This window comes from Paraburkholderia aspalathi, assembly GCF_905220735.1.
Classification (GTDB): Bacteria; Pseudomonadota; Gammaproteobacteria; order Burkholderiales; family Burkholderiaceae; genus Paraburkholderia; species Paraburkholderia aspalathi.
In genome coordinates, this window is sequence record NZ_CAJNBA010000007.1 from 276427 (window position 1) to 289845 (window position 13419).

The window sequence follows — 13419 nt, forward strand, 5'->3', positions numbered from 1 at the left end:
GTTGATTCGACTTACTGCATGGACCTACTGCGCCGCGATCATCAGCGCGTCGAGCTTGAACGAGCCGTCTTCCTTTACGTCGAAATACTGACGCACCTCATCGGGCGAATTGCTCCACAGCGAGCGAATCGCCACCACGCGCGGCTCCGGCGTGCGCATGCGCGCCACCCACGAGCTGAACTCAATCTCAATGCGCCAACGCTCGCGAATCGATGCCGTGAAACCGGCCGCTTCGAACAATGCAATCCATTCGTCGGCGCGGTAATCGCGGATATGCGAGCCGTCGCGCAGCAACTCCACCGCCTGAATATGCGTGTCGAGCAGCGGATGATCGGCGCCGGCGATGTCGATGAACAGCACCTTGCCGCCCGGCTTCAACACGCGACGCACTTCGGCCAAGGCAAGCGGCACGTCGTGCCAGTGATGCGCGCTCATCCGGCTGATGATCCAGTCGAACGAATGATCGTCGAACGGCAGCGTTTCGGCCGCACCCTGTTGCGTGCGGATGTTAGAGAGGCCGCGATCTTTGGCCGCGCCATCGACCGTCGCCAGCATTTGCGGCGCGATGTCGTACGCGACCACTTCTTTCGCATGCGGCGCGACTGCGAAACTCGCGTGACCTGCGCCACAGCCCATATCGAGCACCTTCGCATCCGGCGTCGCGGCGATCGATTCCGCCAGCGTCTGCAGATCGGCGCCGGTGGCATGCGTCTGACTCGTCAAATACGCGGCGGCGGTCGAGCCGAAGGCGTCGGCGACCTGATCGTGATGCTTCATGGGAGGCTCCGGTTATGTACGTGGGGGTTGCGCCGGGCTTGAGCCCGGGTCTCTCTGGACGGCGCTGCGTCGTTCCAGTCGTTACAATAGAGCCCGCCGTGTACCAGTACAAGTTAAGCAATTATTCTGGTATCAATAACACCACCCCCGCCAAGCGCCGCCCGATCAGAATGACCACGCCGTCCTCCGCCGACAATCCGCCGCCGCTCGAAGCCACGCCCGCGCGTGCACTTGGCGATTTCATCCGTGCGCATCGCGAAAGGCTCTCGCCGCAAGCGCTCGGCCTACCGCCTGGCCCGCGCCGCCGCACGCCGGGCTTGCGGCGCGAGGAAGTCGCGCAGCTGTGCGGCGTCAGTCCGACTTGGTACACGTGGATCGAACAGGGCCGCCCCGTCTCCGCTTCCGCCGATGCGCTGGCGCGGATCGCCGTCGCGCTGCAACTGTCGCGCGCCGAGCGGGCGTATCTGTTCGAACTGGCTGCGCAACGCGACCCTGCCGAGCCTGATCCGGCCGCCGCCGACGCGCCCGCCACCCTGCTCGAAACCGTACAACTCGTGAACGCACCGGCGTACGTGCTCGACCGGCAGTGGAACGCGCTCGCCTGGAACGAACGCGCCGCAGACCTGTTCGTCGGCTGGCTGGACGGCGCGCACGACCGCAATCTGCTGCGCTACACCTTCACCGAACCGGCCGCGCGCGAGTTGATCGTCGACTGGGAAACGCGCGCACGGCGCCTCGCCGCCGAATTCCGCGCCGACTCGATCCGCCATCTGAACGACGCCCCCACCCGCGGGCTGATCGACTCGCTCACCGCCGCCAGCGACGCGTTCGCCCGTTTCTGGGCGTCGCAGGACGTCGGCGGCCGCGAAGGCGGCAGGCGCGAATTCAACCATCCGCGCGACGGCCGCCTCGTCTACGACCAGATCACGTTCAAGCCCGCTCATCGCGAGGATCTGAAGCTGGTGGTGCTGGTGCGGGAATAGCCCAGTGTTAAAATCCCTGTCTTTCGCCCGTTTCGACGGCGCCCGCACCGTCCGCGAACGCCGTCAGCCTTCTTCACCGCTCGCTCAACTGCCGCTTAACTGCCCAACACCATGACGTCCCAACTGCACAAAAAAGGCGAAGCCTGGTCGGCTCGCTTCTCGGAGCCGATGTCGGAGCTCGTCAAACGCTACACGTCGTCGGTTTTCTTCGACAAGCGTCTGGCGCTCGTCGATATCGAAGGGTCGCTCGCGCACGCCTCGATGCTGGCCGCGCAGAAGATCATCGCCGCCGACGACCTCGCCGCGATCCAACGCGGCATGGCGCAGATCAAGGGCGAGATTGAGCGAGGCGAGTTCGAGTGGCAACTCGATCTGGAAGACGTCCACCTGAACATCGAAGCGCGCCTGACCGCGCTGATCGGCGACGCCGGCAAGCGCCTGCACACGGGCCGCTCGCGTAACGACCAGGTGGCGACGGATATCCGCCTGTGGCTGCGCGGCGAGATCGACCGTATCGGCGGCCTGCTGACGGAATTGCGCACGGCCCTGCTCGACATGGCGGAGAAGAACGCCTCGACCATCATGCCGGGCTTCACGCACCTGCAAGTGGCGCAGCCGGTTACGTTCGGCCATCACCTGCTCGCCTACGTCGAAATGTTTTCTCGCGACGCCGAACGCATGGTCGATTGCCGCAAGCGCGTGAATCGCCTGCCGCTCGGCGCAGCTGCTCTCGCCGGCACCAGCTATCCGATCGACCGTCATGCCGTGGCGAAAACGCTCGGCTTCGACGGCATCTGCGCGAACTCGCTGGACGCGGTGTCCGATCGTGACTTCGCGATCGAGTTCACGGCAGCGTCGGCATTGATCATGACGCACGTGTCGCGCTTCTCCGAAGAACTCGTGCTGTGGATGAGCCCGCGCGTCGGCTTCATCGATCTGGCCGACCGTTTCTGCACCGGTTCGTCGATCATGCCGCAGAAGAAGAACCCGGACGTGCCTGAACTCGCGCGCGGCAAGACGGGCCGCGTGAACGGCCATCTGATCGCGCTACTCACGTTGATGAAGGGCCAGCCGCTCGCGTACAACAAGGACAATCAGGAAGACAAGGAGCCGCTGTTCGACACCGTCGATACGGTCGCGGACACGCTGCGCATCTTCGCAGAAATGGTCGCCGGCATCTCGGTGAAGCCGCAAGCCATGCGCGACGCCGCATTGCAAGGTTTCTCCACGGCAACCGATCTCGCCGACTACCTCGTCAAGCGCGGCCTGCCGTTCCGCGACGCGCACGAAGCGGTGGCGCTGGCAGTTCGCGTGTGTGCCGATCGCGGCTGCGATCTGGCCGACCTGACGCTGGAAGAAATGCGTAAGGAACTACCGAACGTCGCGCATCTGATCGGCGAAGACGTGTTCTCGTATCTGACGCTCGAAGGTTCGGTGGCGAGCCGCAACCATCCGGGCGGTACCGCGCCTGAGCAGGTGCTCGCGGCGGTCAAGGCTGCGCGGGAAGCGTTGAAGTAAGGTAAGGCCCGGCGCGCACGTGCGCGTCGAGCCAATGCGTGCATGACGGCTTGCATTGGCATCACCGCAAGCACGAAGCAGCATGAAAACAAAAGGCGAACTCACCAACGAGTTCGCCTTTTTATTTTCACGGCTGGATTGATTGCGCGAAGCGTCGCGCAAAAAAGAAAGCCCGCGCGAAGCGGGCTAAATGAAAGACTTCCACCGATGCCTCTCGAAAGAGGCCATCGAAGTGTAGGCGTGTTTTGGCCGAAGAGAAATCCGGCCATATTTCAGCCTATTACAAGCGGTCGAATCGTAAAGGAGCGGGTCAACGACAATTGCATCCTGGCGTTTTTTGACTACCATCAAGTTAGATCCTGTCACAGTGCTTACCTCGACGATGTCCACCTGCGCACGTCACCTTCCCCGCTTGACTGGACGCTTCGCTTCACGCGTGAGCGCATCCTTTTCGCCTGCGCATCGCGCGGCTTCCGCGTTGACAACGGCTTCGCTTTTGGCGCTCGCAGCGCTCGCGGGCTGCACGTTCACGCCACCTGATCGCCCGCTTGTCATCACGCCGCCGGCGGCCGTCAACAGTGCGACGCTCGACCAGTACCGCAGCGCGGTCGCGCAACGCATCGTCGAACGCAGCCCTTCCTATGTGTTGCGCGGCACGCCGCAAGCGATGCTGCGCTCGCTGGTGGTCGTGTCGTTCACGGTGGATCGCGATGGCCGGGTGCTGCAGTCGTCGGTGTATCGCACCAATGGCGACGACGAAGCCGAAAGCACCGCGCTCGCCTCCTTGCGGCGCGCCTCGCCGCTGCCGCAACCGCCCGGTAAATTGCTGAACGGCCATGGCCAGCTCGAACTGTTCGAAGACTGGCTGTTCAACGACAACGGCAAATTCCAGCTGCGCGAGTTCGCGTCGCCGCAAGCGCAGACCATCGACTGAACGCAACGCCTCACACCCCTCACCTGCCTGTTCCCCTGGCATGGCCGCTTTCGCGCGCCAACACTGACGGCTGACGACTGACGTCCGCCGTTGTAAGCTGTCGCTTCATCGTCCGTGCCGAAGAAGGCTTCAACCGCCAGCAAGACGCGCGATGCGCACGAACTTAAACAAAGATGCCGACCGACCACGCGCCGCCTGCCCGTCGAAGTACGGCGCCCGACGGCATCACGACATAGGAGACCCTGCATGTCCACTTCGCCGATTTCCGCGGCCCAGCCCAATGCGGCCGGGCAGACCAGCAGCGCGCGGATCATCTTCGCGAGCTTTATCGGCACCGCGATCGAGTTCTACGATTTCTATGTCTATGCGACCGCTGCGGCGCTCGTCATCGGACCGGTGTTTTTCCCGCACGGCTCGGCGACCGCCCAAGCTTTGTCGGCTTTCGTTACCTTCGGTATCGCCTTCGTCGCGCGGCCGATCGGCTCGTTCCTGTTCGGCCACTTCGGCGACCGGATCGGCCGTAAATCGACGCTCGTCGCTTCGCTGCTGGTGATGGGTGTGTCGACCACGCTGATCGGTTTCGTGCCCGGCTACGACTCGATCGGCAGCCTCGCGCCGATCCTGCTGTGCGTGCTGCGCTTCGGCCAGGGTATCGGTCTTGGCGGCGAATGGGGCGGCGCGGCGCTGCTCGCCACCGAGAACGCACCGGCCGGCAAACGCGGCTGGTTCGGGATGTTCCCGCAACTGGGGCCGTCGATCGGCTTTCTGGCGTCCAACGGTCTGTTCTTCGCCTTGGCCCTGTCTTTGAGCGACGAGCAATTCCGCAGCTGGGGCTGGCGCGTGCCGTTCCTCGTCAGCGCGGTGCTGGTCGCGCTCGGTCTGTATGTGCGCCTGAAGATCGCCGAGACACCGGCCTTCCAGGCGGCCATCGAACGCAAGGAACGCGTGAAGGTGCCAATCGCCACGCTGTTTTCGCAGCACGGGCTGCCGACCCTGCTCGGCGCGCTGGCAATGGTGGTCTGCTACACGCTGTTCTACAACGCAACGACGTTTTCGCTGTCGTACGGCGTGTCGGTCCTGCATATTCCGCGGCCGACGTTCCTCGGCATGCTGTGCATCGCGGTCGTGTTCATGGCGCTCGCCACGCCGCTGTCGGCCTGGGCGAGCGATCGTTATGGCCGCAAGCCGGTGCTGATCGTCGGCATCATCGCTGCGATCCTCTCCGGCTTCACGATGGCGCCGTTGCTCGGCAGTGGTCAGACGCCGCTGGTGCTGCTGTTCCTCGTGATCGAACTGTTCCTGATGGGCGTGACCTTCGCGCCGATGGGCGCGCTGCTGCCGGAGCTGTTTCCGACCAACGTGCGTTATACCGGCGCAGGCGTGTCGTATAACCTCGGCGGGATTCTCGGTGCGTCAGTCGCACCGTATATCGCGCAGGTGCTGGCCGCGCACGGCGGGTTGCCATGGGTAGGTGCTTACGTTTCGATTGCGGCGGCCGTCAGCATGATCGGTGTGCTGTGCATGCGCGAAACCCGCGATTCGCAGCTGATGTAATCAGGGTAAAGACGCGCTGGTAAATCCCCTGCCTTGCGCGTCTTTTTGACTTGCCTATACTCGATTCCAATAACCCTAAGGCAAGCAGGGAGGCTCTGATGAGTATTCATCTTCACAACGCGGACATCGTGATGATCATCGCGCTGGCATTGCTATGCTCGCTGCTGCTGGCTTTGCGCTTTCGTCCCGCGACGTGGAAAGGCATTGTCGTGGAAGCATTGGCCGCCAACGCGGCTGCCATCACTGCGGTGATTGCTTTCGAAATGCTGCTCGCCTGAGCGGGCGAGAGCCGCGATACCCGGCTGGGCGCGGCTGACGAAAGCGGTCTGACCTGATCCGAAGAAGCGGTTGAGCGGCTGCCCGTGCCTATGCAGGCAAGCGGCAGCCGTCAGCGCCTCGCGCTGCGTTCAAGCCGAACGCGCGCCGCTAGCCGTTACCGGTAGTAGTACCCGCCGTGATGGTAATAACCGCCGCCACCGTAGTAATAGCCTGGCGCCGGTGCAACGATGCAGCCGCCGAGCGCCGTTGCGAGTAGTGTGCCGACGATCAGGGTCAGGATTAAGCGTTTCATATTGTTCTCCTTCGAGTCAGATTCATTCGAGCCGAAACCCCGAATGACTCGATTGAACACGACCCTGCTTCGCGCGACCGTTGCGATTTGTAAGGGAAAATCACTGAGGTGTTACACCTTCGGACCCCGAAAGCCGCCGCATCCGAAGCGCGACAACGACAGACACACATCAGACAAAAACACCGCCTATACTGCTTTGAACATGTACAAACCGCGCAAGTCCTGCCCGTGGCGGGTGCGCGAGTCGGGGCGCCGATTATAGGCATTGGGTACGCGTTTCCATGCGCCATGGCTGAGCCAATAGCCACGCAAAAGCGCGCACGTGTAGTCAATTAGGCACTCAACGAAAAGCGACAGATTTAACAGGTATGTAATGCGCGGCGCTTATTCAAACGCTGCGAGCGGCCGCGAGTAGCCACCCGCGCGAGACGCCAACGAGCGGCGCACGAATCTGCCGGCGCACGCACGGCATGTCTTGATGAATGCGCCATTGAACTCGACCGCCGGCCGGCGGTCTCTGTAGAACTGAGTCGGCTACTCGACGTCGCCGCTCAGCGCTTGAGTCAGTTTGTTCATTGCAGTGATTCCTCTCCGCCCGTAGTTCCCCGACGCGGGCGTTTTTCGGAGGCGTTCCGTGGCAGCGCTCGTTTGATTGGGCGACTGCGCGTCACGCCTCTTTTCTTTTAGCCAAACGATTGCGCGAAAGCGCTGCAAAGCTGCGCTCAGGCTGCGGCCGATCCGTGCTGCATGGCTGCGACGCGTGGCTCGCTGTGTACGTCGCCATGCACGTAATCGATCGCCTCCAGTGCCTCGGCGATCGACGGCACTGAGTGGCCGTCGCCGATCGAAATCGAGCGGAACGGCGCCTGGATGCCGAAATGCGATGGCGAAGTCGCCACAAAAATCATGACCGTGCGCTTCTGCAATCCATGCGCCACGTGAACGAAACCCGTATCGGTACCGACCACCAGCGCGCACGCGTCGATCATCTGCGCGATTTCGGTCACGTTCAGCTTCGGCAGGACGGTCGAGCCCGGCACCTGCGACGCAATCTGCTCCGCCTCCGTGCGCTCGCGTTCCGAGCCCCACGGCAGCACCACGTGAAAACCGCGCTGCGCCAACTCGAGGCCGACTGCGACCCAATGGGGCACCGGCCACTTCTTGTCGTCTTTGGAGGTGGCGTGAAACAGCGCCGCGACCGGCCTGCCGTCAGCCGCGAACAGTGGGGTGGCCGGCTCGGCCAGACGCAGATTGTAGACAGGCGGGCCTTCGACCTCATAGCCCAGCGCCTCGCTCGCGCTGATGCGCATGCCATGCCATGCATCGCACTGCGGACGCGGGCCGAAACGCCCCGTATAGGCAAATGCGGCGCCCCGTTCGCCCAGATCCTTGGACTGGTAGCCAATACGCTTCGACGAACGCGCCAGAAACGCGATGATCGCGCTCTTGTACACGCCGTGAATGTCGATGATGAAGTCGTAGCGGTAGGCGCGCAATTCGGCGATCGACGCCCAGATTGCCTTGAAATCGCCCCAACTGCGCGCTTTCTTGAAGCGTCGCAATGGTGCGCAAAGCACGCGGTCCACACTCTGGCTCCAATGCACCACTTCGGCGAATGCTTCGTCGGCCGCCCAGTCGACTTCTACGCCGGGATACGCGCGTTTGATATCGGCGACGACTGGCAACGCCTCCACAATATCGCCGAGCGAAGTGACCTTGACGATAAGGACTCGCTTCATTGAGGACCTATTAATTGTTCGAACATCAAAACATTTTAGCTGACGATTGGAATAACCATCGCCGAACGCTCCAGTGCGCCGTCCCGGCATTAATACAGGGCGTTACACTGCGCACCTTACGAACAGCCCTTTTACTACATTTCAAAAAACTTTCATACGGTTGAAGCGATAGGGCGCGCTTTATAATTCACCCTTTGCGCCAGCACATCCTCATGTCCCGGGCATTTCCTCCCCTCTCTTCCGGCATCGTGCGTCGCGCGAGACGCCTGTGGCGTCAATACGGCATCTTCTGGCTCGGCGCGATCGCGGTCGGCCTGGTGGCGGTGCTGTACGCCAGGCTGATCGATTGGGGCTACGGCGAATTCCGCACCATGCAGCAGCACCACGTGTGGGCGCCGCTGATCGTCACGCCCGCGGTCGCGGCGCTCGCGGTCTGGCTCACGCGCAAGTTCTTCCGCGGCGCCGAAGGCAGCGGCATTCCACAAGTCATCGCCACCCTGCATGCCAAGCCCGGCGAATACGGCGCACGGCTGTTGTCGTTCCGGATCCTGGTCGGCAAGATCGCGGTGTCGTTTCTGGCGATTCTCGGCGGCTTTACGATCGGGCGCGAAGGGCCGACCGTGCAGGTCGGCGCGGCGCTGATGTTCAATCTGCGGCGGCTGTATCCACGCTCGAACGCGCAGATCGAACGGCAACTGGTGCTGGCGGGCGCGGCGGCGGGTTTGTCCGCGGCGTTCAATACGCCGCTGGCGGGGATCGTGTTCGCGATCGAGGAACTCACGCGCAGCTTCGAGGCCCGCGCGAGCGGCGTGCTGATTACGGCGATCATCATCGCCGGGGTGATCGCGCTGGGGCTGAACGGCAACTACACCTATTTCGGCACCATCCAGATCGGCGCGCACTTCCCCGATCTGCTGGCGGTGGCCGTCGTGCTCACGGCAATCGTCACCGGTATTGCGGGCGGCGTGTTCGGCTGGCTGCTGCTGAACACCGCGCGCTGGATTCCGGCGCCGCTGCGTCAGTTGCACGGCGAGCGGCCGGTCGCGTTCGCCGCGCTGTGCGGTTTCGTGATCGCGGTAGTCGGCCTTATCTCCGGCGGCACGACCTTCGGCAGCGGCTATGCGGAAGCGCGTGGCCTGCTCGACGGGCACGAGCACCTGTCCCTGTTCTATCCGTTTCTGAAGATGATCTCGATGGTCGGCTCGTACCTGCCGGGCATTCCGGGCGGTATCTTCGCACCGTCGCTGTCGATCGGCGCGGGTTTCGGCAATCTGCTGCACATGGTGTTCGGCTCGATGCAATTGCCGATGCTGATCGCCCTCGCGATGGTCGGCTATCTGGCCGCCGTCACGCAATCACCGATTACGTCGTTCGTGATCGTGATGGAGATGATCGATGGTCATGCGCTGGTGATTTCGCTGATGGCCACCGCGTTGATTGCAAGCCGCGTGGCGCGTCTCTTCGCTCCACCGCTGTATGAATCGCTGGCTCAGCGCTATATGGCGCCGCTACCGCAGCCGGCACCCGCGCCGGTGCCCGAAGTGCCCGAAGTCGACGTGCCCGAACCAGCGGCCGTCGATGAGATCACGGGTGAGGCGCCTGCTGAAGACGGCGCCCCGCGTCAGTAAACAACAACCGCCGGCGCGCGCATATAAACCGGCCGTGCCGGCGCCACTACGCAACCGGCCAGCATGACCGCCAGAACGGCGATCAGAAACAGATTCTTTTTCATCACGTGTTCCTCAGAAACACGGGCATGCGCTACGCCGGACGCACGAGCGGCGCCTGTGTCGTCAAACTGGAGGGAGCGGCACGAGCGGTGTCGATTCCGCTGTGCCGCACGCGGTTGTTGCCGGTGGACTTACGCCCAGTGGCCTTGGACCCAGCGATAGTTCGGACCGTGTTCGACCCAGTGGCCCGGCACCCAGTGGTAGCCGACGCGCTCGGCCTGCCAGTGGCCCGCGTCCCACACATAGCGGCCGTGATCCCAACGCCAATGACCGTGATCCCACACGTAGCCGACACGCGGTGCCGGCACGGCTTCATAACGCACGGCCGGCGGTGCGGACGGCGCGATCACGACGACTTCCTCGGCCGAAGCGGAGGCCACGGCAGATGCACCAGCAGCGATCAGAACAGCGTTGGCGATCAGCAAGCGAAAGGTCTTGTTCATGTTTTCCCTCTTTGGATGGACACCGAATGCGGCGTTATCCGTTTAATGCGCGAGGGGACGAAAGCGCTGACTGTGGGCGTGTAACGGCACACCCCGAAGTGCAACGGATTATTTCGCCGCGCGAAAAGCACGCGTGAGAGGGCCTGTGCGAGCGCACATGAACACAGAAGTAGCGGGGACGACGACGAGAAAAACAGCGGAGGGAAACGACGAGGGAACAAAACAACAAAAGCGCTTACGCGCCCCACCTCGTCACATCAACATCGACGCAACGAAACAGAGCGCGCAACACGTTACGCGGAACCCACCTGCGGTATTTCGATCTTGACCTCGAGCACTTCGAGATCGTCCTGACGTTCCAGGCTCACACGAATATCGTCATCGGAGATTTTCACGTACTTTGAAATCACGGCCACCAGTTCGCGTTGCAACGCAGGCAGATAATCGGCAGGCGCATGGCCGCCGGCGCGCTCATGCGCGATGATCAACTGCAGGCGTTCCTTCGCTACCGACGCGGATTTCTTCTTCTCGCCCAGCAAAAACGAAAGAATCGACATTACGTGCGCTCCCCTTACTTGGTGCCGAAGAGGCGCTGCAGCAGCCCTGGCTTCTGGTAATCGGTAAAGCGAAGCGATTTCTGCTCGCCGAGGAAACGCGACACGACATCTTTATAGGCTTCAGCAACGTCGGTACCGTCGAGGTGCACAGCCGGCAGCCCCTGGTTCGATGCATGCAGCACCGCTTCCGATTCCGGAATCACGCCGATCAGATCGATACGCAGAATTTCCTGGATGTCGGTCAGCGACAGCATTTCGCCTTCGCTCACGCGCTTCGGGTTGTAGCGGGTGATCAGCAGGTGTTCCTTGATCGGCTCCTTGCTTTCGATTGCGCGCTTGGTCTTCGACGACAGAATGCCGAGGATACGGTCCGAGTCGCGCACCGAGGAGACTTCCGGATTCGTCACGATCAGCGCTTCGTCGGCGAAGTGCATGGCGAGCAGCGCGCCCGATTCGATACCCGCCGGCGAATCGCAGACGATGTATTCGAAGTCCATCGCGATCAGGTCGTTGATGATCTTCTCGACGCCTTCCAGCGTCAGCGCGTCCTTGTCACGCGTCTGCGAGGCCGGCAGGATGAACAGGTTCTCGCACTTCTTGTCCTTGATCAGCGCCTGGTTCAGGTTGGCTTCGCCCTGGATCACGTTGATCAGGTCGTACACCACACGGCGCTCGCAGCCCATGATGAGGTCGAGGTTACGCAGGCCGACGTCGAAGTCGATCACGGCGGTTTTGCTGCCACGCAATGCGAGGGCCGATGCAAAACTCGCGCTCGTGGTCGTCTTGCCCACGCCACCCTTGCCCGAAGTCACCACAATGATTTTTGCCATTACCCTTACCTTGTGTTCGTCAAATTCGTCAATTATGTGCGGCCATATTTGCCGTGAAGCGCCGCGTGCCGTGTACGTTCAGGGCTGCGCGCGCTTCACGTCGATCAGGTGAGCCGCAACGGTTCGATCATCAGTTTTTCTTCTTCGAGCCAGATCTGCACCGGCTTGCCGAGCACGTCGGCCGGCAGCGGGTTCTCGGTCGTACGATAGATGCCCGCGATCGAGATGAGTTCCGGCTCGAGACACGTGCAGAAAATGCGCGCGTCGTGATTGCCCTGCACGCCGGCCAACGCCCGGCCGCGCAGCGGCGCGTAAATATGGATGTTGCCTTCCGCGATCACTTCCGCGCCGTAGCTCACCAGACCGAGCACGACCAGATCGCCCTTTGCGTAGATGCGCTGGCCCGAGCGCAACGGCTTGTCGACCACCATGGTTTGCGACGAGGTGGCAAGGCGCACGGGTTCGGCGGCCGGCGCGGGGTCGACCGCGGCGGCCGTAGCCGGCGTGCCCTCTACCGCCGAAAACAGATCGGCCGGCGGCGTGGCCGTTGCTGCGGTGGCAGCCGGTGCCGTAGCGGGCACATTGGCGGCTTCTTCGTCAGCGGATTTAGCGGATGCGCCGCGACGGTCGCGCGCTTCGAGCAAGGGCAGTGCGGACTCCGCCGCCCACGCCTGCTGCGCATTGGCCACCACGCCGACCGGGCGCATGCGCACGCTGTCGAGCAGTTGCGCGATGTCGGCGAGCGGCACGCGTTCCGTCTCGGCGAGCCGGCGCACGTCGATCGCGACGACGTCGTTAGCGAAAAATTCGGGGGTCGCCTCGAAGCGCCGGGTCAGTTCGGCACGCATCGCGTCGAGGTCGGTTGTCTTGACCACGAACAGGAGCGTGTCGACAGAGCCGCTGCGGAGTTCGAAAAAGGGCGATTTCTTGGGCGACATAGCGTTCGGCAAAAAATTTTGCGTATTTTACAGGCGTCCAGGCGGGGAGCGAGTTTTTTTGCCGACAGAACGCAGCACGGCGGCCTGAATACCCATGACGTGGCCACGTCTCGGCCATACAGGCCGCGTCCAGGCCGGTCATTTGGCCATGAACGCTGTTGCGACGCGGATGGGATGTGAGCGGCAGGCTGACGCGCCGCTCGCGAGATCACTGCTGAAATACCTGCGACGTGGTCGGCACGTGCCGCACCAGCAGGCTTTCTGCCTGCTCGGGCGCACGCGCGACGCGGCGATGCTCGCCGGTGGGACCGAAACCGAGCGCCTCGTAAAAGCGCATCGCATTGCGGTTGGCGTCCGCGACCCATGCGTAGATTTCCATGGCGCCTTCGCCGGCAAGCCAGGCGCTGGCCGTGTCGACCAGCAACTCGCCGCCTCGCAGATGACGCACGGCCGGCGCCACCCACAACTCGCAGACGAACGCGCGGCGCGCCTCGGAGTCGTCGAAATAGGCTTCGACTAGTCCTGCCGGATGGCCCTCGGTATAGAGGATGAAACTGGTGAAGATAAACGAAACAGCGTGTTCAGCAGCGGTGGCGTCGAAGGTGGCGGCATCCGCCGACAACGCGTCCTCTAGCGTCTCGCCGAAGGCATAGGGTGCCTCCCGCAGCGACGCAGTACGGAGTTCGCGGAAAACAGCGCCCTGATCAGCGGCGATACGGCGAACGGTCAATGACGGACTCATGCAGACGAAAACCCCTTGAAACCCTAAGGCATAGCTTTAACCGAACCGGCGCGCGAGTCAAATCCTTATTTGCCGGATCGAACTTTAGCCGCGGTTCCTGGTG

Annotated in this window: 14 protein-coding genes; 6 read left to right on the forward strand and 8 right to left on the reverse strand. The window is 62.8% G+C overall.

Annotated features, from left to right (window positions below):
• Positions 1-24: 24 nt before the first annotated feature.
• Positions 25-777, reverse strand: a complete 753-nt coding sequence (locus KHO30_RS32245; RefSeq protein ID WP_200620208.1) for a class I SAM-dependent methyltransferase — start codon at positions 775-777, stop codon at positions 25-27.
• A gap of 170 nt (positions 778-947) precedes the next feature.
• Here KHO30_RS32245 and KHO30_RS32250 point away from each other — a divergent pair, with 170 nt between their 5' ends.
• The 5 genes from KHO30_RS32250 (at position 948) to KHO30_RS32270 (ending at position 6044) form a co-directional block, all read left to right on the forward strand.
• A complete protein-coding gene (locus KHO30_RS32250; RefSeq protein ID WP_211703352.1) occupies positions 948-1760 on the forward strand; it encodes a helix-turn-helix transcriptional regulator in 813 nt (270 codons plus the stop codon).
• A gap of 111 nt (positions 1761-1871) precedes the next feature.
• Positions 1872-3278, forward strand: coding sequence for an argininosuccinate lyase (argH, locus tag KHO30_RS32255; RefSeq protein WP_175052721.1), 1407 nt, complete (start codon positions 1872-1874; stop codon positions 3276-3278).
• A gap of 382 nt (positions 3279-3660) precedes the next feature.
• Positions 3661-4212 (forward strand): energy transducer TonB family protein, encoded by a 552-nt coding sequence (locus KHO30_RS32260; RefSeq protein ID WP_211703353.1) that lies wholly within the window; start codon positions 3661-3663, stop codon positions 4210-4212.
• A 246-nt stretch (positions 4213-4458) separates the two neighbouring features.
• Positions 4459-5766 (forward strand): MFS transporter, encoded by a 1308-nt coding sequence (locus KHO30_RS32265; protein ID WP_093643887.1) that lies wholly within the window; start codon positions 4459-4461, stop codon positions 5764-5766.
• 98 nt (positions 5767-5864) lie between these two features.
• Positions 5865-6044, forward strand: a complete 180-nt coding sequence (locus KHO30_RS32270) for a hypothetical protein (RefSeq protein WP_093643889.1) — start codon at positions 5865-5867, stop codon at positions 6042-6044.
• 155 nt (positions 6045-6199) lie between these two features.
• Here KHO30_RS32270 and KHO30_RS32275 read toward each other — a convergent pair whose 3' ends face one another.
• Positions 6200-6337: a hypothetical protein gene (locus KHO30_RS32275; protein ID WP_211703354.1), complete on the reverse strand. Its 138-nt coding sequence runs from the start codon at positions 6335-6337 to the stop codon at positions 6200-6202.
• 722 nt (positions 6338-7059) lie between these two features.
• Entirely contained in the window at positions 7060-8076 is a 1017-nt protein-coding gene (waaC, locus tag KHO30_RS32280; RefSeq protein WP_211703355.1) for a lipopolysaccharide heptosyltransferase I, read from the reverse strand.
• A gap of 212 nt (positions 8077-8288) precedes the next feature.
• Between waaC and KHO30_RS32285 the strand changes: the two genes are divergently transcribed.
• A complete protein-coding gene (locus KHO30_RS32285) occupies positions 8289-9704 on the forward strand; it encodes a chloride channel protein (protein ID WP_211703356.1) in 1416 nt (471 codons plus the stop codon).
• Positions 9705-9937: 233 nt separating this feature from the next.
• On the opposite strand, the gene KHO30_RS32290 is transcribed toward KHO30_RS32285, so the two are convergent.
• The 5 genes from KHO30_RS32290 to KHO30_RS32310 form a co-directional block, all read right to left on the reverse strand.
• The gene (locus KHO30_RS32290) at positions 9938-10249 is read right to left on the reverse strand and encodes a YXWGXW repeat-containing protein (protein WP_093643897.1); all 312 of its coding nucleotides are present in this window, start codon (positions 10247-10249) and stop codon (positions 9938-9940) included.
• Positions 10250-10542: 293 nt separating this feature from the next.
• Positions 10543-10806: a cell division topological specificity factor MinE gene (gene minE / locus KHO30_RS32295; protein WP_054035076.1), complete on the reverse strand. Its 264-nt coding sequence runs from the start codon at positions 10804-10806 to the stop codon at positions 10543-10545.
• A gap of 14 nt (positions 10807-10820) precedes the next feature.
• Entirely contained in the window at positions 10821-11636 is an 816-nt protein-coding gene (gene minD / locus KHO30_RS32300; protein WP_054035077.1) for a septum site-determining protein MinD, read from the reverse strand.
• Between the two features lie 104 nt (positions 11637-11740).
• Positions 11741-12574, reverse strand: coding sequence for a septum site-determining protein MinC (gene minC, locus KHO30_RS32305; protein ID WP_093643899.1), 834 nt, complete (start codon positions 12572-12574; stop codon positions 11741-11743).
• 208 nt (positions 12575-12782) lie between these two features.
• Positions 12783-13316 carry a GNAT family N-acetyltransferase gene (locus KHO30_RS32310; RefSeq protein WP_200620212.1) on the reverse strand — a complete coding sequence of 178 codons (534 nt, stop codon included), beginning with the start codon at positions 13314-13316 and terminating at the stop codon, positions 12783-12785.
• Positions 13317-13419 lie beyond the last annotated feature (103 nt).

Excerpts from the sequence above, each read along its gene's own strand:
- KHO30_RS32310 (WP_200620212.1), bottom strand. The coding sequence starts at position 13,316 with ATGAGTCCGTCATTGACCGTTCGCCGTATCGCCGCTGATCAGGGCGCT.
- minC (WP_093643899.1), bottom strand. The coding sequence starts at position 12,574 with ATGTCGCCCAAGAAATCGCCCTTTTTCGAACTCCGCAGCGGCTCTGTC.
- KHO30_RS32275 (WP_211703354.1), bottom strand. The coding sequence starts at position 6,337 with ATGAAACGCTTAATCCTGACCCTGATCGTCGGCACACTACTCGCAACG.
- KHO30_RS32245 (WP_200620208.1), bottom strand. The coding sequence starts at position 777 with ATGAAGCATCACGATCAGGTCGCCGACGCCTTCGGCTCGACCGCCGCC.
- minD (WP_054035077.1), bottom strand. The coding sequence starts at position 11,636 with ATGGCAAAAATCATTGTGGTGACTTCGGGCAAGGGTGGCGTGGGCAAG.
- KHO30_RS32270 (WP_093643889.1), top strand. The coding sequence starts at position 5,865 with ATGAGTATTCATCTTCACAACGCGGACATCGTGATGATCATCGCGCTG.
- waaC (WP_211703355.1), bottom strand. The coding sequence starts at position 8,076 with ATGAAGCGAGTCCTTATCGTCAAGGTCACTTCGCTCGGCGATATTGTG.
- KHO30_RS32260 (WP_211703353.1), top strand. The coding sequence starts at position 3,661 with ATGTCCACCTGCGCACGTCACCTTCCCCGCTTGACTGGACGCTTCGCT.
- KHO30_RS32250 (WP_211703352.1), top strand. The coding sequence starts at position 948 with ATGACCACGCCGTCCTCCGCCGACAATCCGCCGCCGCTCGAAGCCACG.
- KHO30_RS32285 (WP_211703356.1), top strand. The coding sequence starts at position 8,289 with ATGTCCCGGGCATTTCCTCCCCTCTCTTCCGGCATCGTGCGTCGCGCG.
- KHO30_RS32290 (WP_093643897.1), bottom strand. The coding sequence starts at position 10,249 with ATGAACAAGACCTTTCGCTTGCTGATCGCCAACGCTGTTCTGATCGCT.
- KHO30_RS32265 (WP_093643887.1), top strand. The coding sequence starts at position 4,459 with ATGTCCACTTCGCCGATTTCCGCGGCCCAGCCCAATGCGGCCGGGCAG.
- minE (WP_054035076.1), bottom strand. The coding sequence starts at position 10,806 with ATGTCGATTCTTTCGTTTTTGCTGGGCGAGAAGAAGAAATCCGCGTCG.
- argH (WP_175052721.1), top strand. The coding sequence starts at position 1,872 with ATGACGTCCCAACTGCACAAAAAAGGCGAAGCCTGGTCGGCTCGCTTC.